This is a genomic window from Parasphingorhabdus cellanae (assembly GCF_017498565.1).
Lineage (GTDB): Bacteria > Pseudomonadota > Alphaproteobacteria > Sphingomonadales > Sphingomonadaceae > Parasphingorhabdus > Parasphingorhabdus cellanae.
The window spans coordinates 794,929-821,225 of sequence record NZ_CP071794.1 but is presented as its reverse complement, the minus strand read 5'-3'; the positions used below and the strand labels follow the sequence as shown (position 1 = coordinate 821,225).

Annotated in this window: 26 protein-coding genes and 1 riboswitch; of the genes, 21 read left to right on the top strand and 5 right to left on the bottom strand. The window is 54.2% G+C overall.

The annotated features are described in order from the left end of the window. The first annotated feature begins 55 nt into the window (after window positions 1–55). Genes J4G78_RS04105 through J4G78_RS04050 form a run of 12 tightly spaced genes read left to right on the top strand, consistent with a single transcriptional unit; the run spans window position 56 to window position 11,538 of the window. Window positions 56–1,915 carry a TonB-dependent receptor plug domain-containing protein gene (locus tag J4G78_RS04105; RefSeq protein WP_207988723.1) on the top strand — a complete coding sequence of 620 codons (1,860 nt, stop codon included), beginning with the start codon at window positions 56–58 and terminating at the stop codon, window positions 1,913–1,915. After that, window positions 1,848–2,900 carry a threonine-phosphate decarboxylase gene (locus J4G78_RS04100; protein WP_207988721.1) on the top strand — a complete coding sequence of 351 codons (1,053 nt, stop codon included), beginning with the start codon at window positions 1,848–1,850 and terminating at the stop codon, window positions 2,898–2,900. The genes J4G78_RS04105 and J4G78_RS04100 overlap by 68 nt, the downstream gene beginning before the upstream one ends. After that, window positions 2,897–3,511 (top strand): cob(I)yrinic acid a,c-diamide adenosyltransferase, encoded by a 615-nt coding sequence (cobO, locus tag J4G78_RS04095; protein WP_207988719.1) that lies wholly within the window; start codon window positions 2,897–2,899, stop codon window positions 3,509–3,511. Before J4G78_RS04100 ends, cobO begins: the two co-directional genes overlap by 4 nt. After that, entirely contained in the window at window positions 3,508–4,386 is an 879-nt protein-coding gene (locus J4G78_RS04090) for an ABC transporter substrate-binding protein (RefSeq protein ID WP_243457216.1), read from the top strand. Before cobO ends, J4G78_RS04090 begins: the two co-directional genes overlap by 4 nt. Further along, the gene (locus tag J4G78_RS04085) at window positions 4,383–5,351 is read left to right on the top strand and encodes a FecCD family ABC transporter permease (RefSeq protein WP_207988718.1); all 969 of its coding nucleotides are present in this window, start codon (window positions 4,383–4,385) and stop codon (window positions 5,349–5,351) included. The genes J4G78_RS04090 and J4G78_RS04085 overlap by 4 nt, the downstream gene beginning before the upstream one ends. Next, a complete protein-coding gene (locus J4G78_RS04080) occupies window positions 5,351–6,160 on the top strand; it encodes an ABC transporter ATP-binding protein (RefSeq protein ID WP_207988716.1) in 810 nt (269 codons plus the stop codon). Before J4G78_RS04085 ends, J4G78_RS04080 begins: the two co-directional genes overlap by 1 nt. Further along, on the top strand, window positions 6,153–7,085 hold the full coding sequence (cbiB, locus tag J4G78_RS04075; RefSeq protein WP_207988714.1) for an adenosylcobinamide-phosphate synthase CbiB: 933 nt from the start codon (window positions 6,153–6,155) through the stop codon (window positions 7,083–7,085). Before J4G78_RS04080 ends, cbiB begins: the two co-directional genes overlap by 8 nt. Beyond that, window positions 7,073–8,545, top strand: coding sequence for a cobyric acid synthase (locus J4G78_RS04070; protein ID WP_207988712.1), 1,473 nt, complete (start codon window positions 7,073–7,075; stop codon window positions 8,543–8,545). Before cbiB ends, J4G78_RS04070 begins: the two co-directional genes overlap by 13 nt. After that, window positions 8,542–9,204, top strand: coding sequence for a 5,6-dimethylbenzimidazole synthase (gene bluB / locus J4G78_RS04065; RefSeq protein WP_207988710.1), 663 nt, complete (start codon window positions 8,542–8,544; stop codon window positions 9,202–9,204). The genes J4G78_RS04070 and bluB overlap by 4 nt, the downstream gene beginning before the upstream one ends. Beyond that, the gene (gene cobT, locus J4G78_RS04060; RefSeq protein WP_207988708.1) at window positions 9,201–10,214 is read left to right on the top strand and encodes a nicotinate-nucleotide--dimethylbenzimidazole phosphoribosyltransferase; all 1,014 of its coding nucleotides are present in this window, start codon (window positions 9,201–9,203) and stop codon (window positions 10,212–10,214) included. Before bluB ends, cobT begins: the two co-directional genes overlap by 4 nt. Then, entirely contained in the window at window positions 10,211–11,002 is a 792-nt protein-coding gene (locus J4G78_RS04055; RefSeq protein ID WP_207988705.1) for an adenosylcobinamide-GDP ribazoletransferase, read from the top strand. Before cobT ends, J4G78_RS04055 begins: the two co-directional genes overlap by 4 nt. Continuing rightward, window positions 11,002–11,538: a histidine phosphatase family protein gene (locus J4G78_RS04050; RefSeq protein WP_207988703.1), complete on the top strand. Its 537-nt coding sequence runs from the start codon at window positions 11,002–11,004 to the stop codon at window positions 11,536–11,538. The genes J4G78_RS04055 and J4G78_RS04050 overlap by 1 nt, the downstream gene beginning before the upstream one ends. On the opposite strand, the gene J4G78_RS04045 is transcribed toward J4G78_RS04050, so the two are convergent. Both J4G78_RS04045 and J4G78_RS04040 read right to left on the bottom strand, forming a co-directional pair. Then, window positions 11,522–12,193: a TVP38/TMEM64 family protein gene (locus J4G78_RS04045; protein ID WP_207988700.1), complete on the bottom strand. Its 672-nt coding sequence runs from the start codon at window positions 12,191–12,193 to the stop codon at window positions 11,522–11,524. The two genes, J4G78_RS04050 and J4G78_RS04045, sit on opposite strands and share 17 nt — an antisense overlap. Window positions 12,194–12,248: 55 nt before the next feature. Continuing rightward, window positions 12,249–13,535, bottom strand: a complete 1,287-nt coding sequence (locus tag J4G78_RS04040) for an NADH:flavin oxidoreductase/NADH oxidase family protein (RefSeq protein ID WP_207988698.1) — start codon at window positions 13,533–13,535, stop codon at window positions 12,249–12,251. 207 nt (window positions 13,536–13,742) lie between these two features. Here J4G78_RS04040 and J4G78_RS04035 point away from each other — a divergent pair, with 207 nt between their 5' ends. From J4G78_RS04035 to J4G78_RS04025, 3 genes are all read left to right on the top strand, one after another. Then, on the top strand, window positions 13,743–14,138 hold the full coding sequence (locus tag J4G78_RS04035) for a hypothetical protein (protein WP_207988696.1): 396 nt from the start codon (window positions 13,743–13,745) through the stop codon (window positions 14,136–14,138). Between the two features lie 71 nt (window positions 14,139–14,209). Further along, window positions 14,210–15,556: a TldD/PmbA family protein gene (locus J4G78_RS04030; RefSeq protein ID WP_207988694.1), complete on the top strand. Its 1,347-nt coding sequence runs from the start codon at window positions 14,210–14,212 to the stop codon at window positions 15,554–15,556. 118 nt (window positions 15,557–15,674) lie between these two features. Beyond that, window positions 15,675–16,457 (top strand): inositol monophosphatase family protein, encoded by a 783-nt coding sequence (locus J4G78_RS04025; RefSeq protein WP_207988692.1) that lies wholly within the window; start codon window positions 15,675–15,677, stop codon window positions 16,455–16,457. Here J4G78_RS04025 and J4G78_RS04020 read toward each other — a convergent pair. Genes J4G78_RS04020 through crtY form a run of 3 tightly spaced genes read right to left on the bottom strand, consistent with a single transcriptional unit; the run spans window position 16,454 to window position 20,088 of the window. After that, window positions 16,454–17,383, bottom strand: a complete 930-nt coding sequence (locus J4G78_RS04020; RefSeq protein ID WP_207988690.1) for a phytoene/squalene synthase family protein — start codon at window positions 17,381–17,383, stop codon at window positions 16,454–16,456. The two genes, J4G78_RS04025 and J4G78_RS04020, sit on opposite strands and share 4 nt — an antisense overlap. Next, the gene (locus J4G78_RS04015) at window positions 17,383–18,903 is read right to left on the bottom strand and encodes a phytoene desaturase (RefSeq protein WP_243457215.1); all 1,521 of its coding nucleotides are present in this window, start codon (window positions 18,901–18,903) and stop codon (window positions 17,383–17,385) included. The genes J4G78_RS04020 and J4G78_RS04015 overlap by 1 nt, the downstream gene beginning before the upstream one ends. A gap of 12 nt (window positions 18,904–18,915) precedes the next feature. Further along, window positions 18,916–20,088 carry a lycopene beta-cyclase CrtY gene (crtY, locus tag J4G78_RS04010; protein ID WP_207988689.1) on the bottom strand — a complete coding sequence of 391 codons (1,173 nt, stop codon included), beginning with the start codon at window positions 20,086–20,088 and terminating at the stop codon, window positions 18,916–18,918. A 147-nt stretch (window positions 20,089–20,235) separates the two neighbouring features. Here crtY and J4G78_RS04005 point away from each other — a divergent pair, with 147 nt between their 5' ends. The 6 genes from J4G78_RS04005 (at window position 20,236) to thiC (ending at window position 26,294) form a co-directional block, all read left to right on the top strand. Beyond that, complete coding sequence (locus J4G78_RS04005) at window positions 20,236–20,997, top strand: sterol desaturase family protein (RefSeq protein WP_207988687.1); 762 nt, start codon at window positions 20,236–20,238, stop codon at window positions 20,995–20,997. Continuing rightward, entirely contained in the window at window positions 20,978–21,394 is a 417-nt protein-coding gene (locus tag J4G78_RS04000) for a DUF2141 domain-containing protein (protein ID WP_207988685.1), read from the top strand. The genes J4G78_RS04005 and J4G78_RS04000 overlap by 20 nt, the downstream gene beginning before the upstream one ends. A 52-nt stretch (window positions 21,395–21,446) precedes the next feature. Next, complete coding sequence (locus tag J4G78_RS03995) at window positions 21,447–22,322, top strand: MipA/OmpV family protein (RefSeq protein ID WP_207988683.1); 876 nt, start codon at window positions 21,447–21,449, stop codon at window positions 22,320–22,322. Window positions 22,323–22,612: 290 nt separating this feature from the next. Then, a complete protein-coding gene (gene sciP, locus J4G78_RS03990; RefSeq protein ID WP_207988681.1) occupies window positions 22,613–22,903 on the top strand; it encodes a CtrA inhibitor SciP in 291 nt (96 codons plus the stop codon). Window positions 22,904–23,018: 115 nt separating this feature from the next. Further along, window positions 23,019–24,149 (top strand): EAL domain-containing protein, encoded by a 1,131-nt coding sequence (locus tag J4G78_RS03985; protein WP_207988679.1) that lies wholly within the window; start codon window positions 23,019–23,021, stop codon window positions 24,147–24,149. An 83-nt stretch (window positions 24,150–24,232) separates the two neighbouring features. Further along, window positions 24,233–24,343: riboswitch (TPP riboswitch) on the top strand. 40 nt (window positions 24,344–24,383) lie between these two features. Continuing rightward, the gene (gene thiC / locus J4G78_RS03980; RefSeq protein ID WP_207988677.1) at window positions 24,384–26,294 is read left to right on the top strand and encodes a phosphomethylpyrimidine synthase ThiC; all 1,911 of its coding nucleotides are present in this window, start codon (window positions 24,384–24,386) and stop codon (window positions 26,292–26,294) included. Window positions 26,295–26,297: the final 3 nt, after the last annotated feature.

The following is a 26,297-nucleotide window of genomic DNA, read 5'->3' as shown; positions in this document are numbered from 1 at the left end:
CCATGGGCGTCAAATATGCGTGGCCTTTTTGAATGATTGTCAAAAAGGAATATTCATGCGTTTTCATAGTTTTATTTTATCCACCACGGGGCTTGTCATGGCGCAGCCGGTTCTGGCCGAAACGGCAGTAGTGACCGAAGATGGTGACGAGGTTATCGTTGTAACGGCATCTCGGTCCAAGCAGCTGTTATCGGAAACCGGGCGGTCCATTACCGTCATCGACCAAGACCGGATCGAACGGACCCAGAGCGTTGCGGTTGTCGACCTGTTGCGAAATGTGCCTGGCGTTACCTTTACGCGCAATGGCGGCATTGGAACCGCAACATCGGTATCCATTCGCGGAGCAGATTCTGACCAGACAGTGGCTCTGATCGACGGGGTTAAACTGAATGATCCGTCATCTCCCGGTGGCGGCTTCAACTTCGGTAACCTCCTCACCGGTAATATATCTCGGATCGAGGTGCTGCGTGGATCGCAGTCGGTTATCTGGGGTAGCCAGGCCATTGGCGGGGTGATCAACACGATTACGCGGGAGCCGACGGAAGACCTCAGCATCAATGCGCGCGCCGAATATGGTTATCGCGATACTGGGCAAATAGTTGGTAATATTTCCGGACGCTTCGGTCCGATCGCTGCCAGTGTCGGTGCGGGCTATTACCGCAGCGACGGGTTCTCCGCCTTTAATGAAGAGCGCGGCGCAACGGAGAGCGACGGCTATCGAAATTTCGGTGCGAACGGAAAGTTTGAAATTACGCTGAACGAGGCTGTTTCAATTGATCTGCGCGGTTATTATTCAGACGGCAGAACTGACATTGATGGTTTTATACCGCCCAATTTCACATTCGGTGACACACCCGAGGTTTCCAATGTAGAGGAATTTGTCGGATATTCAGGCCTGAATATAAACCTGCTAGATGGGCGGTTCCGTAATCGCTTAGCCTTTGCCTATACCAGCATTAAGCGGGATAATTTCAATCTCGATGTGCAGACATTTGACGCGCTCGGCCGTAATGAGCGATTTGAATATCAGGGTGTTTTCGATATTTCCGAAATATTCCAAACAACAATTGGTGCGGAAACGGAAACATCAAAATACCGCACGGGTTCCGGTGATACAGCACAAAATTTTTCGTCTGAGATTGACAGTTTCTACGGTCAATTGAGCGTGACGCCGCTGGAAGGATTTACGGCCACGGCTGGCCTGCGTTACGATGATCACAGCACATATGGCAGTGAAACGACCTTTGCTGGTGATCTGGTGTTTAGCCCCAATCAAGGGAACACGATTTTCCGTGCCAGCTATGGCGAGGGGTTCAACGTGCCATCCTTATTCCAGTTGTTTAGCGATAATTTCGGAAATCCAGCGCTCGAAGCAGAAACATCGCGAAGCTATGATGCCGGCATCACGCAAAAGCTTATCGGTGGCAAAGTGGAATTGAGTGCGACGATTTTCCGACGCAACAGCCGCAACCTGATCAACTTTGTCGGAAGTACCTACGAAAATGTCGGTCGTGCGCGAGCGCAAGGGTTGGAAATGGGATTGCTTGTCCGACCGGCTGAGCCACTCGCTTTTTCCCTCAACTACGGGCTGGTCGATGCGGAAAACCGGGAAACCGGCTTGAAGCTGAATCGGCGTCCGAAGCATAGCATCAATGCTTCGCTGGATTATGACTGGTCCTTTGGTCTCAAAACCGGTGCGACGATCACCCATGTCGGATCGAATTTTGACAACACATCAAACACGCGCGAAGTGGAAGGTTATGTCGTCGTTGATCTGCGTGCGGCTATGCCAATAACCGATAATATCGAGGTCTATGGCCGCGTCGAGAATCTGTTTGACGAGGAATATGAAACGATATTCCGCTATGGCACGCCGGGCCGATCTGCCTTTGCCGGCGTCCGGTTACGCTACTAATATGAGCAATAGTCCAGCCACCAATCCGTTCCGCTTTCATGGCGGACGATTGGCGGCTGCGGCTGTGCAATTTGCGGATGCGCCGGCGCCATGGGTTGACCTTTCGACCGGGATCAGCCCGTGGGCTTATCCCTTACCCGAACTGGCGCCGGACATCTGGAGCCGCTTGCCGGAACCCGAACTTATCGCTGATCTGGAGCTCGCCGCAGCTAAGGCATTTGGTGTGAGCAATCCTGCTGAAATCATTGCCGTGCCGGGCAGTGATATGGCCATCCGGATGTTGGGCTCCTTGTTCGCAGATCAACGCGGCGCGATGCTGACACCGATATATTCAGGCCATAAAGCGGCCTGGCCAGAGGTGGAGGAAATTTCCATCGAAGAGGCGGCGGATAAAGAGCTGGTCATTCTCGCCAATCCGAACAATCCCGACGGTCGTATCGTTGCGCCCGAAAAATTGCGGGCACTGCACGGACAAGTGATTGTTGATGAGGCTTTTGCAGATACTGCGCCGTCCGCCAGCATTTTGCCGGAGCGCGGCAATGCCATTGTCCTGCGCTCATTTGGTAAATTTTATGGTCTGGCGGGGATCAGGCTGGGTTTTGTAATTGCCAATATTGCGATTGTGGAAAAACTGCGTCGCATGCTGGGCGACTGGCCCATATCGGGCGTGGCGGCAACTGTCGGATTGGCTGCCTATGCCGATCGGGATTGGCAGGACCAACAGCGGCAGCGCCTTCAAACAGCGGCGGCCCGGCTCGACAATTTGCTTAAAGATTCTAACTTGCATATTGTGGGGGGGACATCGCTGTTCCGTCTGGTATCTCACCATAAGGCACAGAAATTATTTCATATTCTCGGCCAAGCGGGCCTGTTGGTTCGGCCATTTTATGGTGATGAAGAACAATTGCGTTTTGGTCTGCCAGCTAGCGAAGAGGAATGGCAGCGTTTGGAAAATGCCCTCAAAATATGGAGAGACAAGCAATGACCGAATCCAGTGGTGACCAACATGCAAAACATAATGCCCGGATGAAACGCGTGCAGGCCGCCCGCGCGAAAATGCAGGCGCGCCGGACGATTGAACGCGGTCTTTTAATTGTCCATACCGGCAATGGCAAAGGCAAATCCTCCTCCGCTTTCGGCATGGCCATCCGCTCGCTTGGCTGGGGCATGAAGGTCGCGGTTGTGCAATATGTCAAAGGCAGCTGGGAAACGGGGGAGAAGAATTTTTTTCAGGCCAATCCCGATCTGTTGACCTTTGAAGTCATGGGTGATGGGTTCACCTGGGACACACAGGACCGCGCGCAGGATATTGCAGCAGCTAAAGCCGCTTGGGAACGGTCCAAAGAGCTGATCATGAATCCCGAATATGATTTTATCATTTTGGATGAACTGAACATCGTGCTGCGCGATGACACGCTTGATATTGGGGAAATAGCTGAATTCCTGAAACAGCGGCCATTGGAAAAGCATATTTGCATTACCGGGCGCAATGCCAAACCGGAACTGATCGAAATGGCCGATCTGGTAACCGAATTTGAAGAGGTCAAACACCCGTTTAAAGCCGGTTTTAAGGCGCAAAAAGGCGTTGAATATTGAAGCAGATTTCTGTCTTTTTGATCGCATTGGCGCTATTGTTCTGCCCGGTTGCCATGGCCGATGCGCAGGTTGTGACGCGTAGCGCAGGGGCAAAAATACCGGCCTATCCCAAACGGATTGTGTCGATAAATCCCTGCGCCGATGCGCTGCTCATGCAATTGGCGGACAAGCGCCAGATCGCATCGGTCAGCCATTATTCGCATGACAAGCGCGCGACCTCTATTCCTTTGGCGCAGGCGCTGCAATTTCCGGCCACATCGGGCACGGCGGAAGAGATTTTGGCCATGCGTCCCGATCTGGTCGTGGCTGGTTCGCATGTTGCACGGCCAACGGCCACTGCGCTGAAACGCATGGCAATTCCTATGGTGCAGCTTTCGATTCCGCAAAGCGTGGCGGAAAGCCAGCAGCAGATAAGTCAGTTGGCTGAAATAGTAGGTGCCACGCAGCGCGGTGTGGCTGTTAACCAGCGCATTTCGAATGCTTTTGACAAAGCCAGACCGAAAGACAGCGATAAGATATCCGCTTTGATCTGGCGCAGCGGAGGGCTGACCCCTGGTGACGGCACATTGCCTGACGAGCTGTTGCGCCGCACCGGTTTTGAAAATGTCAGCAGCACTTACGGGCTGAAGCAATGGGATATTCTGCCGCTCGAACATCTGGTGGCGCGGCCGCCGCAATTGTTGTTTTCGAACGCTTCTGAGGTCAAAACCGGGCGAAAAGACCGGATGCTATCCCACCCGGTTGTCGAAAAACTTTCCCACCGGATCATGATTGCCGATTATCCTGCGCGGTTGATGCATTGCGCGGGGCCGACATTGATCGAAGCGGTCAAAACCCTGTCGGCCGCAAGGCACAAGTTAAAGGCGAAGCGATGACAGCATTTCGGTTAAATGGTCTTTTGGCGATTGGGCTTGTTGCGGCGATGCTGCTTTCTTTAATGGCAGGCAAGGTGTGGGTCGCGCCTGCCATGTGGTGGAGCGATGATTTGAGCGGGCTCATCATCATGGAGCTGCGCATTCCGCGAACGATTTTAGGGGCTGCAATCGGGGCGGGTCTGGGCATGGCGGGTGCGGCGATGCAGGGGTATTTGCGCAATCCGCTGGCCGATCCCGGGGTTTTCGGCGTGTCGAGCAGCGCGGCATTGGGCGCGGTGACATCGCTTTATTTTGGATATGCAATGACCGCATGGCTTTTGCCGGCCTTTGCGTTAATCGGCGCCGCTATAGGCATGGGGCTTCTGGCCATGCTTGCCGGGCGTTCGGGCAGTTTGATCCTATTCACTCTTGCCGGGGTGATTATCGCCAGTCTTGCCGGGGCGCTGACGTCTTTGATGATCAGTTTGGCCCCCACGCCATTTGCGACTAGCGAAATAGTAACCTGGCTGATGGGCGCGCTGACCGATCGCAGCTGGGATGATGTGAAGTTGGCGGTGCCGCTGATCGCATTGGGCATGCTGTTTTTAATGGCCACCGGAAAGTCACTGGACGCTTTGACATTGGGGGAGGATGCCGCCCGGTCCATGGGCGTCAATGTACTTCGCCTGCAAGGGCTGGCCGTGATCGGAGTAGGGCTGACCGTCGGTGCATCTGTGGCCGTGGCCGGCATTATTGGTTTTGTTGGTCTGATCGTTCCCCATCTGGTGCGTCCGTTTGCCGGGCATCAACCATCCGCCGTAATGTTGCCATCGGCACTGGCCGGAGCGTTGCTGGTCGTTGCGGCGGACAGCGGTGTGCGCATTTTGCCGAGTGTTAGCGAATTGCGGCTGGGCATCGCTATGTCCTTGCTCGGCGCGCCATTTTTCATGATGCTATTGTTCAAAATGCATCGGGAGCTGGCATAATGTTGCTCTCCTTTGAAAATCTGACTCTCACGCTGCGCGGGCGGGAAATATTAAGAGGCGTGAGCGGACAGTTTGAACCGGGCAAAGTTACCGTCATATTGGGCGCCAATGGCGCGGGTAAGAGCAGCCTGCTATCCTGTCTTGTCGGTCTGCGCGAACCGCAAAGCGGATCGGTGACATTGGATGATCGCCCTCTATTGTCGCTGGACAATCGCGAACGCGGCCGGGCCATCGGGCTATTGCCGCAGCGCCCCGATATTCACTGGAATGTGGATGTTAAAACCATCGTAGGGTTGGGGCGGCTGCCCCATTCCGGCCGCTGGGGCATGAGCGCGGCGGATCATGAAGCCGTGGTCAAGGCAATGGCAGCGACAGATTGCACCGATCTTGCGGATCGCAAGGCGATGCGCCTGTCCGGCGGCGAACAGGGTCGGGTATTGCTGGCCCGCGTACTGGCCGGTGAACCGCAATGGTTATTGGCTGACGAGCCGCTGGCAAGCCTGGACCCCGCGCATCAATTTGATGTTCTGGAGCGTCTGAAATCCTATGCCATCGCTGGAAATGGTGTGATTGTGGTGTTGCATGATCTGACCCAGGCGGCGCGCTTTGCGGATAATATCATCGTGCTGAAAGAAGGCGCAATTCTGGCCTCTGGACCGCGCGAAGAGGTTATGACGGCGGCAATCATGGGGCAGGCTTATGGGGTGGAGGTGCAAATTGGCATCAGCGATAGGGGGAACCCTTGGTGGTTCCGGTTCGGCGTTTGTGACAATTTGGGAGCCAATCGTAACGGCCATCGGGATGAATAGCGCGCTTCTGCTCGTAGCTTTGGTGGTCGAAGCGGTGATAGGATATCCCGATACCTTAAACCGCCGGATACCGCATCCGGTGGTTTGGACCGGCCGCCTGATCTCAGGATTGGACAGGCGATGGAATAACGGCCATGCCAGACAGCAACGCCGGGCCGGAATTGTCGTGGTCGTGATTCTTGTCCTGCTCCCAGCTACCATTGGACTGATTCTGGAGGTTTTTCTGATAGGATGGTTCGGAATGGTGCTGCTGGTTTTGATTGCCACCACCGGCCTTGCGCAGCGCAGCCTGTATATCCACGTCCGCGGGGTTATGATCCCTTTGAAACAGGGCGATATGGCGCAGGCTCGCAAAGCATTATCTATGATCGTGGGCCGGGATACCGACCATCTCGATGAACAGGCGATTGCCTCTGCTGCCACCGAAAGCCTTGCGGAGAGTTTCTGTGACGGGATTGTTGCGCCCGCCTTCTGGTTTTTGATCGCGGGGTTGCCGGGGCTGTTTGTGTTCAAGGCGATTAGCACGGCAGATAGTCAGATTGGCCATTTGGATGCGCGCTATCGCCATTTCGGCTGGGCGGCGGCGCGGGCGGATGATGTCATGAATTTCCTGCCGGCCCGGATTGCCGGATTTCTGATCTGTATTGCTGCACCGGGGGGATGGCGGATCATGTTTCGCGATGCGCGCAAGCATCTTTCCCCCAATGCCGGATGGTCAGAGGCGGCAATGGCCGGGGCTTTGCATGTGCAAATGGGCGGCGGCGCTTTTTATGATGGGGAGTGGATAGAGCGGCAGGCCTTGGGTGATGGGCCGCGCCCACAGGTTCAGCAATTATCCGGCGCGCTCGCTATTTATATCCGCGCCTGTTTGTTGCTGTGGATCATTACGGGGGCCATAATAGGGACATTGATATGGCTGCTGTGATGTTACAGGGGACGGGCTCTGATGTGGGAAAATCGGTGTTGGTTGCCGGCTTATGCCGCTTGCTCAGCAATCGCGGCATGGCGGTGCGCCCGTTTAAGCCACAAAACATGTCCAATAATGCTGCCGTGACCCCGCAAGGCGGTGAAATCGGCCGGGCACAGGCGTTGCAAGCATTGGCGTGCCGGGTGCCGCCCCATGTGGATATGAACCCGGTATTGTTAAAACCGCAATCCGACAAAAGCGCGCAGGTCATCGTGCATGGCAAGGTCCGCAATACCGGCAATGCAGGCTATTTCCGGGATCATAAAAAGACGCTGCTGGAGGCGGTTTTGGCGTCATATCACCGCCTGTCGGAACAAGCGGATATCGTGTTGGTCGAAGGCGCAGGCAGCCCCGCCGAGATTAATCTGCGCGCGGGCGACATTGCCAATATGGGCTTTGCCCGCGCCGCGGGCGTACCAGTTGTTCTGATCGGGGATATTGATCGCGGCGGCGTCATTGCATCCATTGCCGGCACGAAAGCGGTGATTGACGGTGATGATGCCGCGATGATCCATGGTTTCCTGATCAATAAATTTCGCGGGGACGTCCGTTTGTTTGACGATGGGTATACCGCTATTACAGATCGCACGGGATGGCCTGGATTAGGGGTTATTCCGTGGCTGCCCATGATTCATAAATTGCCCGCCGAGGACGCGGTGGTGTTGCAGCAATCCGAAATAACGGCAACAGGCACGATCGACATAGCTGTGCCAATGCTTTCCCGCATCGCTAATTTTGATGATTTTGACCCGCTGCGGCTTGAACGCCAAGTGCGCCTGCACATGGTGCCACCGGGTCATCCGATACCGGCCAGTGCGTCGCTGGTCATTATACCGGGTACGAAAGCAACAATTGCAGATTTGAAATTCATGCGCGCACAGGGATGGGATATTGATATGGCGGCCCATGTCCGGCGCGGCGGGCATGTTTTGGGTATTTGCGGCGGGTATCAAATATTGGGCCGGACTATTGCGGATCCAAATGGTATAGAAGGCCCGGCCGAAACGGTTGACGGACTGGCCTTGTTACCTGTGCACACGGTATTAACTCCGTCAAAAATATTGACCAATATTACCGGCAAAAGCATCGCCGATAATCAGCCATTTAGCGGGTATGAAATTCACGCAGGCGATACGCATGTGCAATCCGGTGAACGGGGCTGCAAAGCCATGCTGCGGCTGAATGATAAGCGGGAGGATGGCGCGATAAGCGCCGATGGGCGGATATCGGGATGCTATATACATGGTTTATTTGACATGGCCGCGCAAAGGCGTGCGTGGCTGAAACGACTGGGCACAAGTTCCAATGGCGAAGAACATGCCGCGGTTGTTGATCAGGCGCTTGATGATCTTGCCATGGCATTGGAAAAACATGTTGGTATTGACCGTCTGCTTAAGATTGCTGAAAAAGCTTTATGACGGACGATAACGCACATGATGATGCCCCGACATTCGACGATGGATTTCGTGATGGGCTGGACCAACTATTGGCATGGCGAAGGGACGTGCGGCGTTTCAGTGATCGTTCGATCAGTCCCGAAATATTGGATGACTTGCTGAACCGCGCCTGCCTGGCGCCATCGGTTGGTAATGCCCAGCCATGGCGGTTTGTTTCCGTGGAAAACACCGAACGGCGACAGGCGGTTATTGCGCATGTTGACTCCGAAAATCGTAAGGCGGCGGCGGCCTACGCGGATGATAATGAGCGATCAGAATATCAGAAACTCAAACTGCACGGTTTGCGCGAAGCCCCGGTTCATCTGGCTGTGTTCTGCGATATGGCGGTAGAAGAAGGGCGCGGTCTGGGCCGTCAAACCATGCCGGAAACGCTGATCTATTCCGTGGTCATGGCGATCCATAATCTCTGGCTCACTGCTCGTGCGCGTAATATCGGACTCGGCTGGGTTTCGATATGCGAGCCGGATCAGATTACAGCTTTGCTGGACGTGCCAGCCGGATGGCATTTCATCGGCTATCTTTGCATCGGCTATCCGGCGCAAGAAAGTGATGAACCGGAATTGGTCACCTATGGGTGGCAGGACCGGATTGATTTAAAACAGACGCGGTTCGTGCGATGACTATCACCCCAGAATATGTTGCCGAATATCTCGATGCGCTGGCCAAGCCGCAAGGCAGCATGGGTCGTCTGGAAGGGCTCGCTATTCAATTGGCAGTCGCGCAGCAAGTTTTGCCAGCCCACACCAATCCGCGCCGGATCGTATTGTTTGCGGGCGACCATGGCGTTGTCGAGAGCGGCGTGTCCGCTTGGCCTTCGGCTGTGACCACCGTGATGATGGAAACTATCATCGCCAAGCAGGCCACCAGTACAGCATTGGCTGCTGCGCATATGACCGACCTACGGTTGGTTGACGTAGGAAGCATTAAACCAGCTGAAACCGGCGGTCAGACGTCATCCTTTGTTAATGCGCGCTTAGCGGCTGGAACGGCTAATTTAGCCACCGGGCCAGCAATGACGAAGGAACAGTTTCAAGCCGCATGGGCTGCGGGAGAAGCCGAAGCCAAGCGCGCGCACGATGAAGGCTTTGTTCTGTTGATCGCCGGAGAAATGGGGATTGGAAATACAACGCCGGCAGCTTGCTTGACGATGCTTTTAGCGGATGTTGACGCCGAAACCGCAACCGGACATGGGGCCGGGTCAGACGATGCAATATTATCGAACAAGCAGGATATCGTTGCGCGAGCTGCGGAACGAGCCAGACATTCGCTCGACGACGACCCGGTCGCTGCGATTGCGGCAGTGGCCGGTTTTGAGATTGCGGCTATGGCCGGCTTTTATGCCCAAGGTGCGGCGCAGGCTTCAGTCCTTTTGTTGGATGGCTATGTTGCCACATCCGCTGCGTTGATCGCTGAGCGGCTGGTGCCTGGAACCACGGAAAAAATGATCGCGGCCCACTTGTCCGCGGAGCCGGGGCATCGGGCGGCGCTTGATCATCTCGGTCTGGAACCACTGCTCGAATGGGATATGCGGCTTGGAGAAGGGACCGGTGCGCTGACCGCTTTGCCGTTACTTGATAGCGCTGCGGCTCTGCTCAATGATGTCGCAAAATTATCAGACATTATGCCATGACGGGCAATCCGGTGATAAGTTGGTGGATGCCGCCGCTATTGGCGGTGCAGTTTCTGACGCGGCTACCTGTGCCCGGATTGAACCGACTATCTGCGGAACAAGCGCGATATGGCCTATCCCGTTCGGTTATTTGGTTCCCGCTGGTCGGTGCTTTGGTTGGTGTCATCACAGCGGCAGTGCTGGTGGCAACCGCCCATATCTGGCCGCGCGCTGTAGCGGTTATCATTGCGCTTGCGATTGAGGCGCGTCTAACGGGTGCTTTCCATGAAGATGCCGTAGCCGATTTCTGTGATGCATTTGGCGGCGGCCATGATGTAGAATCGACGCAGCGGATAATGAAAGACAGTCGCATTGGCAGCTATGGTGCGCTCGGCTTGGTTCTGGCGGTTGGTTTGCGCGCGGCTTTGCTGATTGCGATGCCACAGGATTGGATCATGATTGCACTAATCGCATCCGCCTGTTTTGGGCGGTTCCTGGCTGTTGCGGTCATGGCGATCGTCGCTCCTGCGAAAACGCAAGGGGGCGGTCTGGCAAAAGATGTCAGCGGGCGAACCGATGTCATGGATTTGATCTGGGCGAACCTTATAGCTGCACCCGTCCTGGGTCTGTTTGCTTATTGGCATCCGGCCGCTGCCTTGCTGACGCTTTCTGGGGCTGTGTTATTTTTGCTCTGGTTCCGCGCAATTCTGCTTCGACGGTTGGGTGGCAGCACGGGTGATTGTCTGGGCTTTGCTGTTTATGGGGGGCAACTTCTTTTGCTTTTGGCTTTGTTGGCCATGGTCGGTTGATGATCTGGCTGGTCCGGCATCCTCCCGTGGCTATCCATTGGCAAAAGCTTTGTTATGGCGCCAGTGATATGGGATTGAGCCGTGAAGGTGCGCGCATAGCGAAGGTTTTGGTGGACAAGCTGGTGACATTGTCGCCTGACTTGATTGTCCATTCGGACCGCAAACGTACCCGGATAATCGCTGAACAAGCCGCGGAAAAATTGTCTGCCGAGATACGCGCCGATCATCGTTGGCGGGAACGGGACTTTGGTGATTGGGAAGGGTGCAGCTGGAATGAAATATATCGCGCGACCGGCAACGCGATGGACGGGATGCTTGATGATCCCGAAGGATTTCGGCCAGGTGGTGGCGAAACAACGCAAGAGCTGGTTGATCGGGCGCTCGACGGCTGGCGGACGCTTCTAACTGACAAAGATATAGCGGTTATCGCTCATGGGGGGCCTATTGCCGCCGTTTTGGCACATCGTGCTGAGGCTTCAATCTCGTCCCTGCCCGATTATATTCCGCAAACAGGCTCCATCACGGAAGCGGGTTAGAGGGCTTTTTGCGCTTTTCTACCCGCTGATAGATAAACCAGCCTGTCCACAGTAGCGCATAGAGCCCCAAAGCGGTGAATATTGCTGGCTGCGGGTTATCCAAGCTACTAACCGAACCGGCATAGGCAGCAATCCCGACATAGGGAATGGTGCCAAGTGCATAGAATATTAGATAGCGCGGCAGTGGCATACGCGTGACCCCAGCCATACAGGCGGTAACCTCTGGCACCATCGGTGCGGCGCGGGCCAGCATGATCATCGCAGGACCGCTGCGGGCAAAGGCTTCAGCCATAAGCGCCCGTTCCGTCTCGTCCTTGATCAATATGCTGATCGCCCGGTGCCCATATTTGCGGCTAAGTGTGTATCCGGTGAGCATTGCGAAGGTTAGCCCCGTAAAGACGGCTGCCGCGCCGATCGGAAAGCCGAGGAAAAAGCCAGCTAGCAAGGTTGTTGCCAACGTGGGCACAGATAGTAGGATGTCGAGCAGCAGCAAGATCACAATGGCTCCGAAAATATAGACTGGATCGACTTGCTGAGCGGCTTCCAGTACGCCGCGTACCCTATCCACGGTCAGAATACCGAAGAGCTGGCCGATCAAGAATATCGTCAGAAAAACGAAAGTCAGTGCGGCCATGATTTTCAGGAGCGGTCTCATGGCGTTTTTCTGTCTGCTAGCTAGCCGCTATGCAAATATTATTTGATCAATCGCGTTAACTACGGGCTGCCATCAGCTTTTTATTTCGCGCTTCGACGGCTCGAAAACCTTTAAAGACGCTCAAGCCTGGATCGGTTTTGCCGCTTTTGCCAATATTAAACAGCTGTTCGTAAAACCAATAGATGGTAGCAAAACCATCCACCGCTTTGACCATCTGAAACCGTTTTAAAAAGCCTAGCCAATCAGGAATGAGTTGCAGTGTGTTTTCATAACGGGGCAATTCATCAAGGCCAGCGAGCAATTGTTTCGGCGCGTCCGTCATCACACACATCGGGCGACCGAGACCGATCAAGTCGGCAGCTCCGCCTTCCAACGCCTGTTCCATGGCAGCGCGCGTCCGGAAACCGCCTGTAACCATGAGCGGCACTGTGACCGAAGCCTGCATCGCTTTGGCAAAATCGACAAAATAGGCTTCGCGGGCTTGCGTGGAGGGCGCGACATTTTGCTCCTCTTTTTCTTCCATCCCGTCAGCGCCCATCAGTGCGGGTTGTTCATAAGTACCGCCAGAAATCTCGATCAGATCGACACTCGCTGCTTCCAGCCATTGCACAACCTGTAAGCTATCCTCGAACGCAAAGCCGCCTTTTTGAAAGTCGGCGCTGTTGAGTTTTACCGAGATTGGAAAGTCGGGGCCAACCGCTGCGCGAACCTTGGCAACTGCCGACAAGAGAAAGCGCGCGCGGTTCTCCAGACTGCCGCCATATTCATCGGGGCGTTGATTGGCGCGCGGGCTGAGGAAGCTGCTGAGCAAATAGCCATGCGCAGAATGGATTTGCGCGCCGGTAAAGCCCGCTTCCTGACAGGTTTTTGCCGCCAATGCGAAGCGATCGACCAGTTCCTCAATCTCTGAGACCGTCAGCGCAACCGGTTCACCAAATTGACCACCAGGCAGGCCGAGCTTGACCGCAGAGGGCGCTTTGGGGTGTTTGTTCACATTGCTTTGCGTTTGCCGTCCGGCATGGCTTATTTGCGCCCAAAAATGATTGCCATTGCGGGTGGCAACTGCGGCCCAGCTTTTCAGTGCTGCCATCATGACGTCATCGGCTGGCTGGTCGATCACAACATTGCCGGGGCGTTCCAGATGATCGCGGTCGATCTGGATGTTCCCGCTGAGCAACATCCCGGCACCGCCATCGGACCAGATGCCATAGAGCCGTTCGAGTTCCGGGGTAGGGACACCATCGGGCGTTGCCATTCCCTCGGTCATTGCGCCTTTACCGATGCGATTGGGTAATATGGCGCCGCAGGGCAGGGTGAGAGGATTGGCGAGAGTGTTGGTCATGAATTTGCCCCGAAAATTGCATTGCGATTAGAAACTGATTCTGTCTGAGAGCGCAATTTTTAGCAAGTCCTATGTGACATTAACGACATTTTAACACAGAAATCTGCCGATTTGGCTTTTGGAAAAAAGCGGTTATAGTGTTGGCCAACGCCAGTTTGGGGAAACATTCGGCGGCGCGGAGAGAGAGCATGTTGAAGGGGAATGGATATGGTTGCAGCAACTTCTCGTAAAACAGTTGCAAAGCATCGCGATGATCGAGAACTTCGGTCGACGTCGGCCACGCGATGGGAAAAGAAAATGAGCAATAATTGCGCTACGGCTTTGCTCGTCTACACACTGATGCAGATATTCTTTGTTCTCAGTTTCATTCAAACCAAAGGCATGTCGATTGCACCCTATTTCGGACTAGTGCTGTTGGTTGCCGTCATCGTCCCCTTCTGCCGAAAATATGAAAAACGCTGGCAAGGCGTCGCCAATAGCGGCCTTGGTGAACAAAGCTTGGCTGCCCGCTTTCGCAGGGATCAGGTCACCCTCTGGATTTTGGCGCTTGGTTTACCGTTTGTTTTTGTCGGCATCATAAAAATAATTGGCGCAATCATCTAATCAATTCAGTTTTGTAAACAAAGGCCGCACGCGGCGTTGACCTCAATGCCTGTCAACCCTATGTCCTGCCCATGTTAAAGCCACAAGAAGCGCAGGATCGCGCCGACGCCCTTATCTCCCAAGCCAAAAAAGCCGGTGCTGATGCCGCAGATGCAATTTATGTCTGTGATGCATCGACACAGGTATCGATGCGGCTTGGCAATCTGGAAGATGTAGAACGGTCCGAAGGTGAAGAAATCGGCCTGCGCGTTTTTGCAGGTAAGCGCTCTGCCACCGTATCTTCCTCTAATATGGATCCGGAAATTTTGTCTGCGTTGGTTGGACGCGCGTTGGATATGGCACGGGAGGCACCGGAAGACCAATATGCCGGTTTGGCACCGGAAGAACTCATCCTGAAATCCGATCCCCATATGATTGATGGTGATGATGGTGTTGATCCCGATCCGGAAGCGCTGCGCGAAATGGCGCTCAAGGCCGAAGATGCTGCACGGGCGGTTAAAGGTGTGACGAATAGTGAAGGCGGCGGTGCGAGTGCCGGCCGCTCGATTGTCGCTTTGGCAACCAGTCACGGCTTCTCTGGAGCGTATTCCACTAGTGGTTATAGCTGTCACGCCAGTGTCATTGCAGGCGAAGGTGACGGCATGGAACGCGACTATGCTTATGACAGCACACGCCATTTTGAAGATCTCGATACGCCGGACATGATTGGCAAGGAAGCGGGTGAACGCGCGGTATCACGCTTAAACCCGGTAGACTTTAAATCAGGCGCGATGCCCGTAGTGTTTGATCCGCGGATCAGTAATTCGATACTCGGTCATTTTGTCGGTGCGATTGCTGGCAGTGCGATTGCCCGTAAAACCAGCTTTTTGCTCGACGCCATGGATACGCAAGTCTTTGGCGACGCGATCAACATTATCGACTGCCCGCACCGCAAGCGCGGGTTGCGGTCCAAAGCCTTTGACGGCGAAGGATTGCCGACGGCGAAAACAAAACTGATTGATAATGGCCGCCTAACTCAATGGATTATGGAAAGCGCATCAGCGCGGCAATTGGGTTTGCAACCGACGGGCCATGCCTCTCGCGGGGTTGGTGGTGCGCCGGGTGTTAGCGTGACTAATCTTCACATGAACGCTGGATCGGTTAGCAAAGATGAGTTGATCAAAGACATCAAGCACGGTGTCTATATCACTGAATTAATTGGCCAAGGCGTCAATCCCGTTACCGGTGACTATAGCCGCGGCGCAGGTGGTTTCCTGATCACTGATGGCGAAATCGGACCGCCGGTTTCGGAAATCACCATTGCGGGTAACCTGAAAGATATGTTCTTGAGCCTGATCCCGGCTGATGATCTGGAATATCGCTATGCGGTCAATGCACCGACATTGCGCACCGATAGCATGACAGTGGCCGGCGGTTAAGAAAGCTGGTTAAATCTAAATCGTTAGTGGTGCGCTTGTCGAACCGCGCTTATTAGACAGGAAAGCCCCCGTTCCCATCCGATCGGAACAGGCTGCGGGCTAATGGAGTAAATTGGGGTTGGTTGATTTTAATGACATCGTCGCGATAGCCAGAGAAGCTGGTGATCTGGCCATGCGGCAATGGCAGGCCGGTAAAAACGCAGAAAATACTTGGGAAAAATCGCCCGGACAGATTGTTAGCGAAGCCGACATCGCGGTGGACCGTTTTCTCCGCGAGCGGTTGGAGGTGCAACTGCCAGAAGCGGGTTGGCTGTCAGAGGAAACCGCGGAAGATAAATCTTTGTCCGGCCGCGACATGGCGTGGGTGGTTGATCCGATCGACGGCACCAAGGATTTTGTGAAGGGCAAACCTGGCTGGTGCATATCAGTTGCGCTGGTAAAGAACGGAGCACCGATTTTTGGTGTGCTCAATGCGCCTGCAATGAACGAGATTTGGACCGCAAAAGCCGGTAGTCATACCGAGGTGAACGGCAAAGCGCTAAAAGCCAGTCAATGCACAAACTATAATGGGGCGCGCTTACCGGTCGAGGAGCTCCCCGATCATATAGATCTTACCCCTGTGACCAAACCCAACAGTATCGCGCTGCGGCTGGCAATGGTGGCTGATGATCGTGCAGATCTGGTTGTTTCGACGCGCTGGGGCAGTGAATGGGATATTGCCGCAGCCCACGTGATTGCCGAAGAGGCGGGGGCGATGGTCACGGATGCCCATGGGAAAAAACTCCGCTATAACGGCACGCACGGACAAGCCTTTGGCGTACTTTGTACGTCAGAGGGCATTCATGACGCAGCAGTCGCGCGTGTCGCCAAATTTCTTTCGGAAAATAAAGGGCAGAACTAAGCCAGCTTTGGCGCACGGGTCCAGAGCTGTTCGCGATCCGTCCATTTCGATTTCAAGACCGCCTGACCGAAAGCCTTTGCGACCCATGCGATTTTCGCTGCCTTGCGTGTCATAATCCGCTTATCAAGTGAACCGCCCTCGCTCTTCCTCACTGCGCGGGCAATATCACCATAGATACCGGCTGCTGCCAACACTGCCCAGCGCGAGCGAAAAGGTAATCGCGCTGCACCGACGCGGGCGGAGGCTTCATACCGCTCGGCCAAATCGCATAGCCGAGCGATAAGTTGGACTAGCGCCTCGCGCCGGGCCGGGTTCAGAATATCAGCAGGATCAATCCGCATCTCTGTAAGCCAGTCTTTTGGCAGATAACAGCGCCCGGCTTCTGCATCTTCTGCCACATCACGCGCAATATTCGACAACTGAAAAGCCAGTCCCAGGTCACAGGCTCGGTCGAGTGTTTCGTCGTCGCGTGGGGAGATGCCCATGACCACTGCCATCATACAGCCAACGGCGCCGGCGACATGATAGCAATATTGGTAGAGATCATTCTCGCTTTGTGGCCGCCATTCTTTCGCATCCAGTGCGAAGCCATCAATAACATCATTGGCTAACGCAATAGGCAAGCGGGATTCCTGGGCAACGACACCCATGGCATCGAAGGCAGGCTTACCGGTTTGTTCACCGCCCATTGCGCGGCGAGTCAGCATACGCATCAAGGCAATTGTTTTTTCCGAAGCCGGGGTGGCTGACATTCCATGGCCATGATCCTGACCATCGGCAAGATCATCACACTCGCGGCACCAAGCATAAAGCATCCATGCCCGCTCGCGGGTCTGTTTGGCGAAAAGCTTGGATGCGAGCGCGAATGATTTGGACCCGCGATCGATACTGGCTTTGGCATGGAGGACAAGGTTGGCGCGGTTCATCAGGCGTCTTGCAGCATGTCCTCAAGCATCAGCTCTGCGGTGGCTTTGGCGCTGCCAACAACGCCCGGAATACCGGCCCCCGGATGAGTGCCTGCGCCTACAAAATAGAGATTGTTGATCACATCGTCCCGGTTGTGCACGCGGAACCAAGCGCTTTGTGTCAGCAGCGGCTCTAGGCTGAATGCGCTGCCGAGATGAGCATTCAAATCGGCACCAAAATCCTGAGGTGTATAATGGAAGCTGGTTACGATCCGATCATGGATGTCGGGGATCAGGCGCTGGCCGATTTCATCAAGAATGCGTTTCTCGTAGATCGGCCCCATTTCTTCCCAGTCGATAGGCAGCTTGCCCTGATGAGGAACGGGGGCCAGGACATAAAATGTGCTGTGGCCTTCAGGCGCCATTTTTGGATCAGTAATCGTTGGATGGTGGAGATAAAGCGAGAAATCGCTCGGCAAGACCCCATTGTCGTAAATATCCTCTAACAGCCCCTTGTAGCGAGGACCAAAAAGGATCATGTGATGCGGAATGCCGGGCCAAGTTCCCTTGAGTCCGAAATGCACGACAAATAGCGACGGGGAATATTTCTTTTTGTTGAGCGAGGCTGTGACCTTGTCGCTGCGATGCTTGTGACCCAGCAGATCGCGGTAGCTGTGCATGACATCTGCGTTGGACGCGACCGCATCAAAAGTTTCGTTCCATCCAGATTTACAGGTGATGCCAGAGGCGCGGTCGCCCATGGTATCAATGCTTGTGACCGGATCAGACAAACGGATCGTACCGCCAATCCGCTCAAAATGTTTCACCATGGCAGCGATCAGCATATTTGTACCGCCCTTGGCAAACCAGACACCGCCCAGCCGTTCCAGTTTATGAATCAAGCCATAGATAGCGCTCGTTGCCATCGGATTGCCGCCAACCAACAGGGACTGGAACGACAGAAATTCGCGCAGCTTTTCGTTTTTGACGAAGCTGGATACTTTGGCATAGACCGACCGGTAAGCTTCAAACTTCATCAGCGCGGGCGCGGCTTTGATCATCGATTTGAAATCGAGAAACGCCTTGGTGCCTAGCTTGACATAGCCCTCTTCATAGAGCCCGCCGCTATATTCGAGGAAGCGTTTATAGCCCTCGACATCATCCGGTTCGATCGCAGCGATATTTGCGTAAAGCTCCTCGGGATCATTGACATAATCGAAATTGGTGCCATCGGGCCAGTTGAGCCGGTAAAAGGGTGACACGGGCATCAACTCGATATCCTTAGCCATATCATGACCAGTCAGGTCCCATAGCTGACTAAGGCAGTCGGGATCAGTGATAACGGTTGGTCCGCCATCAAAAATAAAACCATCCTTGTCCCAATAATAGGCGCGGCCACCCGGTTTATCCCGGCTTTCAAGGATCGTTGTTTGAATACCCGCTGACTGCAGTCGAATGGCGAGGGCGAGCCCGCCAAATCCAGAGCCGATTACGGCGGCTGTCTTGAACAATTTGGGCTGGCTTTTGGACATATCATTCATCGTATATGATGCTCATCTGTATTTCAGTAAAAGAGGGATCGCGCGCGAAATGGGAATGGGCGGCTTACCGGTTAGCAAATTAAGCTGATCCCCTTTCGTCGTCCTGCCAGCATAAAAGCGGGCAAGCAATTTTTCGTCTTTCGTATAGGTGTGCTGCAGCGTGCGATAGCGTTTATCCGGGTCCGCCCCTTTGAACATGAAGGCGCATAGCATACGATAGAATTTGCCGTCTTTCCAGTGCTTTGTCGCCAGGTTCTTGAGAAGTTTGTCTAATACCGGTTGATCAATCTCCGGCGTCTGAGCAATCAGCATAGCGGTGCGTACCGCCATCGGCAAAGAATAGCTGGTGATCGGTTGTATCAGGGCGGCTCTTGTTCCAGCACGGGCATCCGGACCTTTGTTGGATCGCCAGAATTTCGCAAAATTTCCACCGTAAAGTACTGGAAGCGTCCCGCGCTCTTCGCGTAATATTTGATCCACTATCCAGCCTTGTTCGGCGGCATATTGCGCGATCCGCTCATGCAAGACATCTATGGCCAAATCCTTGGTGTCGGAATAATAAGTATCCTCGATAAATATTTCAGTCGCGCTGAACGGCAAGCAATAGACAAAGCGATAGCCATCAATCTGTTCTACCGTTGCATCCATAATAATCGGATGCTGTAGGCCATGCGGCTCTTTCAGCCTGAGCATTTGTCCACAAAATTTTTGCCAGCCATATTCCAGGGCTGAAAAGTCGCCGCCGCCGCGTACGTCGAGCACAGCCTTGGCGGCGATCTCATCGCCATTTTCAAGACGCACTAAACCATCATTGATGGATTTGGCTTTAAGCCCTGATTTCAGAGCTTCAGCTGGCAATTTCTTGCGCAGTTCGCGATCGAGATTCTCCGACTCTATCGAATAATAGCCGTTACCAATGGTCCGGTGGTATTGCGGAAACTGGACATCATAATTCTCCCACTGTCGCGAAATGAGCGGGTCCAGCAACCAGCGATCCTCTGGTTCGATATCGCTTTCGAAAAATGACCAGATGTGATTGCCGCCAAAATGCTCGTCCGCCTCGATCAGCGCAATATTGAGTTCCGGGCGCATTTCATGCAGCGCCAGCGCAACTAAACCACCGGCAAGACCGCCACCCGCGATGGCGAGATCATATTGATTTTGCGAAGAGGCTTTCTTTGGCATGCGCCGGGGTTAGCCTATGGGGAAGGCGGGGGAAGCCTGTCCCAAAGCATGTAAGAAAATAATTGTCACCACATTATAGAGCCAGGTCTTTGGGGAGAAGATTTAATAGGCTTCACCTTCGATCAGATATGACCTATTCTACGGCCAATGGAATTATTGCTTGCCATCGTCCTCTCCGCCATCGCCATGACCATCATTGTCGGAGTCCGCTATCTGATAACCAGTGGTTTTTTTGCCTGGCTGACGCAGCGCGCCCGGCCCGGTCAATATGACAGGTTGAAACCACAGATATCGAGAGAAATTCGTTGGTCACTCTATTCGGCCGCTATTTATGGCATTCCAGCCGGGATCATCGCCTGGGGCTGGCAAAATGCCGGTTGGACAAAAATTTACACTGATTTCAGCATGTACCCGCTTTGGTACGTGCCGCTGTCGTTATTGCTTTATCTGTTCCTTCATGACACTTGGTTTTACTGGACCCACAGGCTGCTCCACAGGCGCGGCTGGTTTGAGATTGCACATGCGGTTCATCATGAAAGCCGGCCGCCAACTGCTTGGGCAGCAATGAGTTTTCACCCTTTGGAAGCGATAAGTGGGGCAGTCGTTATTCCTGCTCTGGTCATCGTAATTCCGATTCATGTCGGCGTATTGGGTCTTGTCCTGCTTATCATGACAATTATGGGAGTGACCAATCATATGGGGTGGGAGTTATTTCCGCGTTGGTTGGTTAACGGTCCGTTAGGGAAAGGGCTGATAACCGCTACCCATCATGAAAAACATCACAGTGCGTATAGGGGCAATTATGGATTATATTTTCGGTTCTGGGACCAAGTCTGCGGTACTGACCTTGGGCTTGGCAGTTTCGGGGATCGTGTTGGCAGCACTGCCAATGAGCGGAGCAGGGGCTAATCAAGCGATAATCGCACCAGTTGTAACGGCTTCGGTTGATATTTCGGTCTCTAACCTGCGGTCGAAAAAAGGCGATGTTCTCGTATGTTTGAGCAATAATCCCAAATATTTTCCCGATTGCACCAAAGACAAGACAGCACGTAAAATCAAAGTGGCGGCATCCAGTGCTGGCAATGTGCAAATTGCCAATGTGAAACCCGGCACCTATGCGGTCGCCCTTATCCACGATGAAAATGCCAATGGTAAGATGGACATGCGCCTGTTTCTGCCGCGCGAAGGCTTTGGTTTCTCTCGTAATCCGAAAATTGGCATGGGACCACCCAAATTCAAATCGGCTCAGTTTACAGTTGAGAGTAGCAATCTGAACTATGCTGTGAAAATGAAATATATTTTGTGAATGATTTCGAAAATCACTTGGAACTTTTTAGCGTTCGTACCATTATAGTCAGATGATCAATCATTCCCCCGCAAAATTTAACGCTGCTGCCTACATCACTGGATTGGGTGCTGCGCTTATTCTTTCAACCGCAGCGCACGCACAAGAGCAGGGACCTCCCGCTGGCGAGAGCGTTTTTGATGGTGACTATGTCACTATCGGCGGGGGCGTTGGGGTTGGGCCCAGCTATGACGGATCGGACGATTATGTCATATCACCTCTGCCCGTGATCATCGGCAGTTTCGCTGGCCTCGATTTTCAGCCCCGCGGACCAGGCGTTGCGGTGGATGTCATTCCTGATACCGATGGCGCGAAAATTGATTTCGTGCTCGGGCCGGTCGTCCGCGCGCGTTTTGATCGCAACAATTCGATTGAAGATGATGTTGTACGTAGTCTTGGCAAGCTTGATGTCGCTGTTGAACTGGGCGGTGTCGCCGGTATCCAGGTTAACCGGGTTTTGCACCCGTTTGACTCGCTTACCGCTCAAGTCGATTTACGCTGGGATGTTGCTGGCGCGCATAGCGGTATGGTTGTATTTCCCAGCTTGACCTATTTTACGCCGCTTAGTCGGGGCGTGGCAGTGAGCTTCGCCCTCAATGCTGAATATGTTGATGACGATTATGCGGATTATTATTTCAGTATCGACCAAGCTGGATCCACTGCCAGTGGGCTTCCGACCTTTGGCGCAGAAGGTGGTTGGAAAAATGTTGGTGCCACAATATTCACTGGCATTGATCTGGACGGCGATGTGACCAATGGCGGTTTTGGCCTTTTCGTACTGGGCGGTTATTCGCGGTTGCTTGAAGATGCCAAACGTTCACCGGTCACCTCAATTCGGGGCGATGCGGATCAGTTTTTCGGAGCGGTTGGCGTAGGTTATACGTTCTAATCGTAACGCCCTGATATATTCTGCGCTTTGGCTGATATCAATCGCGCAGCCATAATTCACACGAACAAACAGGCTTTACAGCATCGTATCCGGTTGCTGTTGGCGATGTCATACGCGCTTTTTCAGGGGCCAGATCCATCTTATTGGCTGCGCCAAAAGCCACTTGCGACAAAACGCGCGCATTAAGGGTTGTTAACCACATAAATTTAAAATGGCTTAACATTCTCGGCCCATTTTCAGCGTCGGGCATAGGAACAGGGCAACGCCGCAAGGCAGAATTGAGGTTCCGTATGAAAGACGTATTACTACCAAAAGCAACACGAGTCATTGGTCCGCTTGGGGAAGCGCTAGCCGAACATGATTTGCCGCCAGCAGACACAACCCGTTGGGTTGTTCGGCGCAAAGCAGAGGTTGTCGCCGCCGTAAATGGCGGACTGCTAACGACTGATGAAGCGTGTGAGCGCTATAATTTGTCGCTGGAAGAGCTGATCTCTTGGCAGCAGGCGATTCATCGTTCCGGCATGAATGGTTTAAGCATCACCCATATGCAAGAATATCGCGATCAGAAAATAACTGCGTAGCAGCTATGGGGCCTTGTGACTTAATGTGACAGCGCCCAATCGCCCCCACTACCCATTTGAACAAATTTTCGCCCAGCGCAGCTGGAGCTGAAATCCATCCTATTGAGGTCCTGTCATGTCCACAGCCAAAGTCATTATTGTTGAAGAAGAAAACGCGCTCTCCCGATCCTTGCAGGACGATCTGGAGGCGCATGATATTGCGGTCGCCTGTGTGTTTTCGAAACTGGATGAGGAAGCCAGTCTGGTCTTTGGACCGGATGCGCTGGTCGTCGATCCTAAAAGCATGCGGGAAAACGGCCATGGCCTGCTCGATCGTTTTGCGGGATTGCGCCCATCGATGCCGGTTATATTGACACCGAATCCCAAGGATAGCGGCGATGATGCACTCGCCTTTGATGCGGCCAGCGTCGTGCAGCGCCTGCAAAAGCCATATGCTGTGCCGACATTGTGCAATTTAATCGGACGCATGGCGGATGTTAGTGGTCACACCGTCAACGACTTGGATTATGTCTGCGCGCTGGTTGAAACCGACCGGTTGTTGCCGAACCTGTCGGTTGAGTTTCAATCCAAACAGTCTTTGGATAACGATAAAATTGTCGGTTATGAGGCGCTGACCCGGGTGAAGACACGCCGCGCGCTCAATCCGGCGATCATCTTTTCCGATCTGGTCGACGTGGCTGTGGAGGTTGAGGCGACATTGGTTGTGGTCGATGAATCGATCAAGCTTGCTACAGCTTTGGCCAAGCGCGGTAAGCCGGTGCCGGTATCTTTTAACTGCAGCGCCATCATGATGACATACCGCCGCTTTGTCGACGCGCTGATCAGCCGTTTGAAGCATGCGGATATTAAGCCAGGCCAGCTCATGTTGGAAATTACTGAAGAGGCCCGCGTGGTTGATGTTGATCGGTTAGCTGCGGTCTGTCACGCCCTTCGGGGCCATGGCCTTTCGATATCGATCGATGATTATGGCACCGGTCTCGCCAATCTGGAGCGTATTGCCAAAATCCCGTTTGATGAGCTGAAGATCGACAAGACGATTTTCAATGCCTGCTATGACGGCGATATCCCGATCTCCCTGCTGGCGTCGATGCTGGAATTCTGCCGTGGTCGTAAAGCGCGGTCGGTGATTGAAGGGATTGAAACCAAACATCATTTGGCGCAGGCGCGCTTGCTTGGCGCGGATTTCGGGCAGGGGTTTTACTGGGGCTGTGCGGTCCCGCCAAAATATTTCGTCCCCGGCTGGTAGGAAATTCGCGCTTCGTCACGCAGCTTCTATCGCTACCATAGATAATCTTCGCTGGACCTTCTGCGATAGCCGCACTAACCTGCGACTCATCCCCGGGGAGCCTGTTCGCAAAAGCAGGTTGAGAGCGGAATAAGCCGCGACCCGTTGAACCTGATCCCGTTAACCCGGGCGGAGGGAGGGAGCGGTGTTAGACAAAAATCCCGCCTCTTCACTCCGGCAACTGGAGTAAAGACTATGGCCGACATTCCTGCAAAGACCGAAATTGGCGTAACCACTGGCCCGATAAGTGGCTCGAAAAAAGTGCATGTGGCGGCGCATAGCGGCTCTGGCATTCGCGTGGCGATGCGCGAAATTCATCTCGAAGGTGGCGAACCGCCGGTGCGTGTTTATGACACATCCGGCCCTTATACCGACCCGAATGCGTTAATCGACATCAACGCGGGCCTCCCACAACTGCGCCGCGAATGGATCGAAGCGCGCGGCGATGTCGAAAGTTATGACGGCCGTGAGATCAAGCCCGAAGATAATGGCCAGCTCGGCCCTGACCGCAGCGGCGGTGTCCCGCAATTCCCACATGTCGTGAAACGGCCACTACGTGCCAAGGCAGGGATGAATGTCAGTCAGATGCACTATGCCCGGAAAGGCATCATCACTCCGGAAATGGAGTATGTCGCTGAACGCGAAAATCTCGGGCGGGAGCGGCTGAAAGAATATAAGCGCGACGGCGAAAGCTTTGGCGCGTCCATCCCCGACTATGTCACGCCGGAATTTGTGCGGGACGAAGTGGCGCGTGGTCGGGCGATTATTCCCAACAATATTAACCACCCAGAAACCGAACCAATGGCGATTGGCCGCAACTTCCTCGTGAAGATCAACGCGAATATTGGCAATAGTGCCGTGGCATCCGACGTTGCGACGGAAGTTGACAAGATGGTCTGGTCGATCCGCTGGGGCGGGGATACCGTGATGGACCTCTCCACCGGCCGCAATATCCACGATACGCGCGAGTGGATCATCCGCAACTCCCCCGTGCCCATCGGGACCGTACCCATTTACCAGGCGCTCGAAAAAGTTGGCGGGGTTGCAGAAGACCTGACCTGGGAAATTTTCCGCGATACGCTGATCGAGCAGGCCGAGCAGGGCGTCGATTATTTCACCATCCATGCCGGCGTGCGGCTGCCCTATGTCCCGATGGCGGCCAAACGCGTCACCGGCATTGTCTCGCGCGGCGGATCGATCATGGCCAAATGGTGCCTCGCCCATCACAAGGAAAGCTTCCTCTACGAACATTTTGACGACATTACCGAAATCATGAAAGCCTATGACATCGCCTATAGCCTTGGCGATGGCCTGCGCCCCGGCTCGATTGCCGATGCCAATGACGAAGCCCAGTTTTCCGAGCTTTATACGCTGGGCGAGCTGACCCACCGCGCGTGGAAATCGGACGTACAGGTGATGATCGAAGGCCCCGGCCATGTGCCGATGCACAAGATCAAGGAGAATATGGAAAAGCAGCTCGAAGTCTGCGGCGAGGCACCCTTCTACACATTGGGCCCGCTAACCACCGACATCGCGCCCGGCTATGACCATATCACCAGCGGTATTGGTGCGGCGCAAATCGGCTGGTACGGCACGGCGATGCTTTGCTATGTCACGCCCAAGGAGCATCTCGGTCTGCCGGATCGCGACGATGTGAAAGTTGGCGTTGTCACCTATAAACTTGCCGCCCATGCCGCCGATCTTGCCAAGGGCCACCCGGCCGCACAGGTCCGCGATGATGCGCTATCCAAGGCACGCTTCGAGTTCCGCTGGCGCGACCAGTTTAACCTGTCGCTCGATCCCGACACCGCGATGCAATATCACGACCAGACGCTGCCAGCAGAAGGCGCCAAGACCGCGCATTTCTGCTCCATGTGCGGGCCGAAATTCTGCAGCATGAAAATCAGCCAGGAAGTGCGCGACTTTGCCAGCAAGCAAAACCAGAGCGCCGAAGGCTTTATCGCCTCGGAAAAGCTGGGCGCCGATACCGCCGCAGCAAGCAAGGCCGCAGCGGAAGAAGGCATGCGCGAAATGGCTGAGAAATATAAGGAAAAGGGCGATCGACTCTATTTGCCCGAAGATGAGGTGGAAGAACCGGTGGAGTGATGC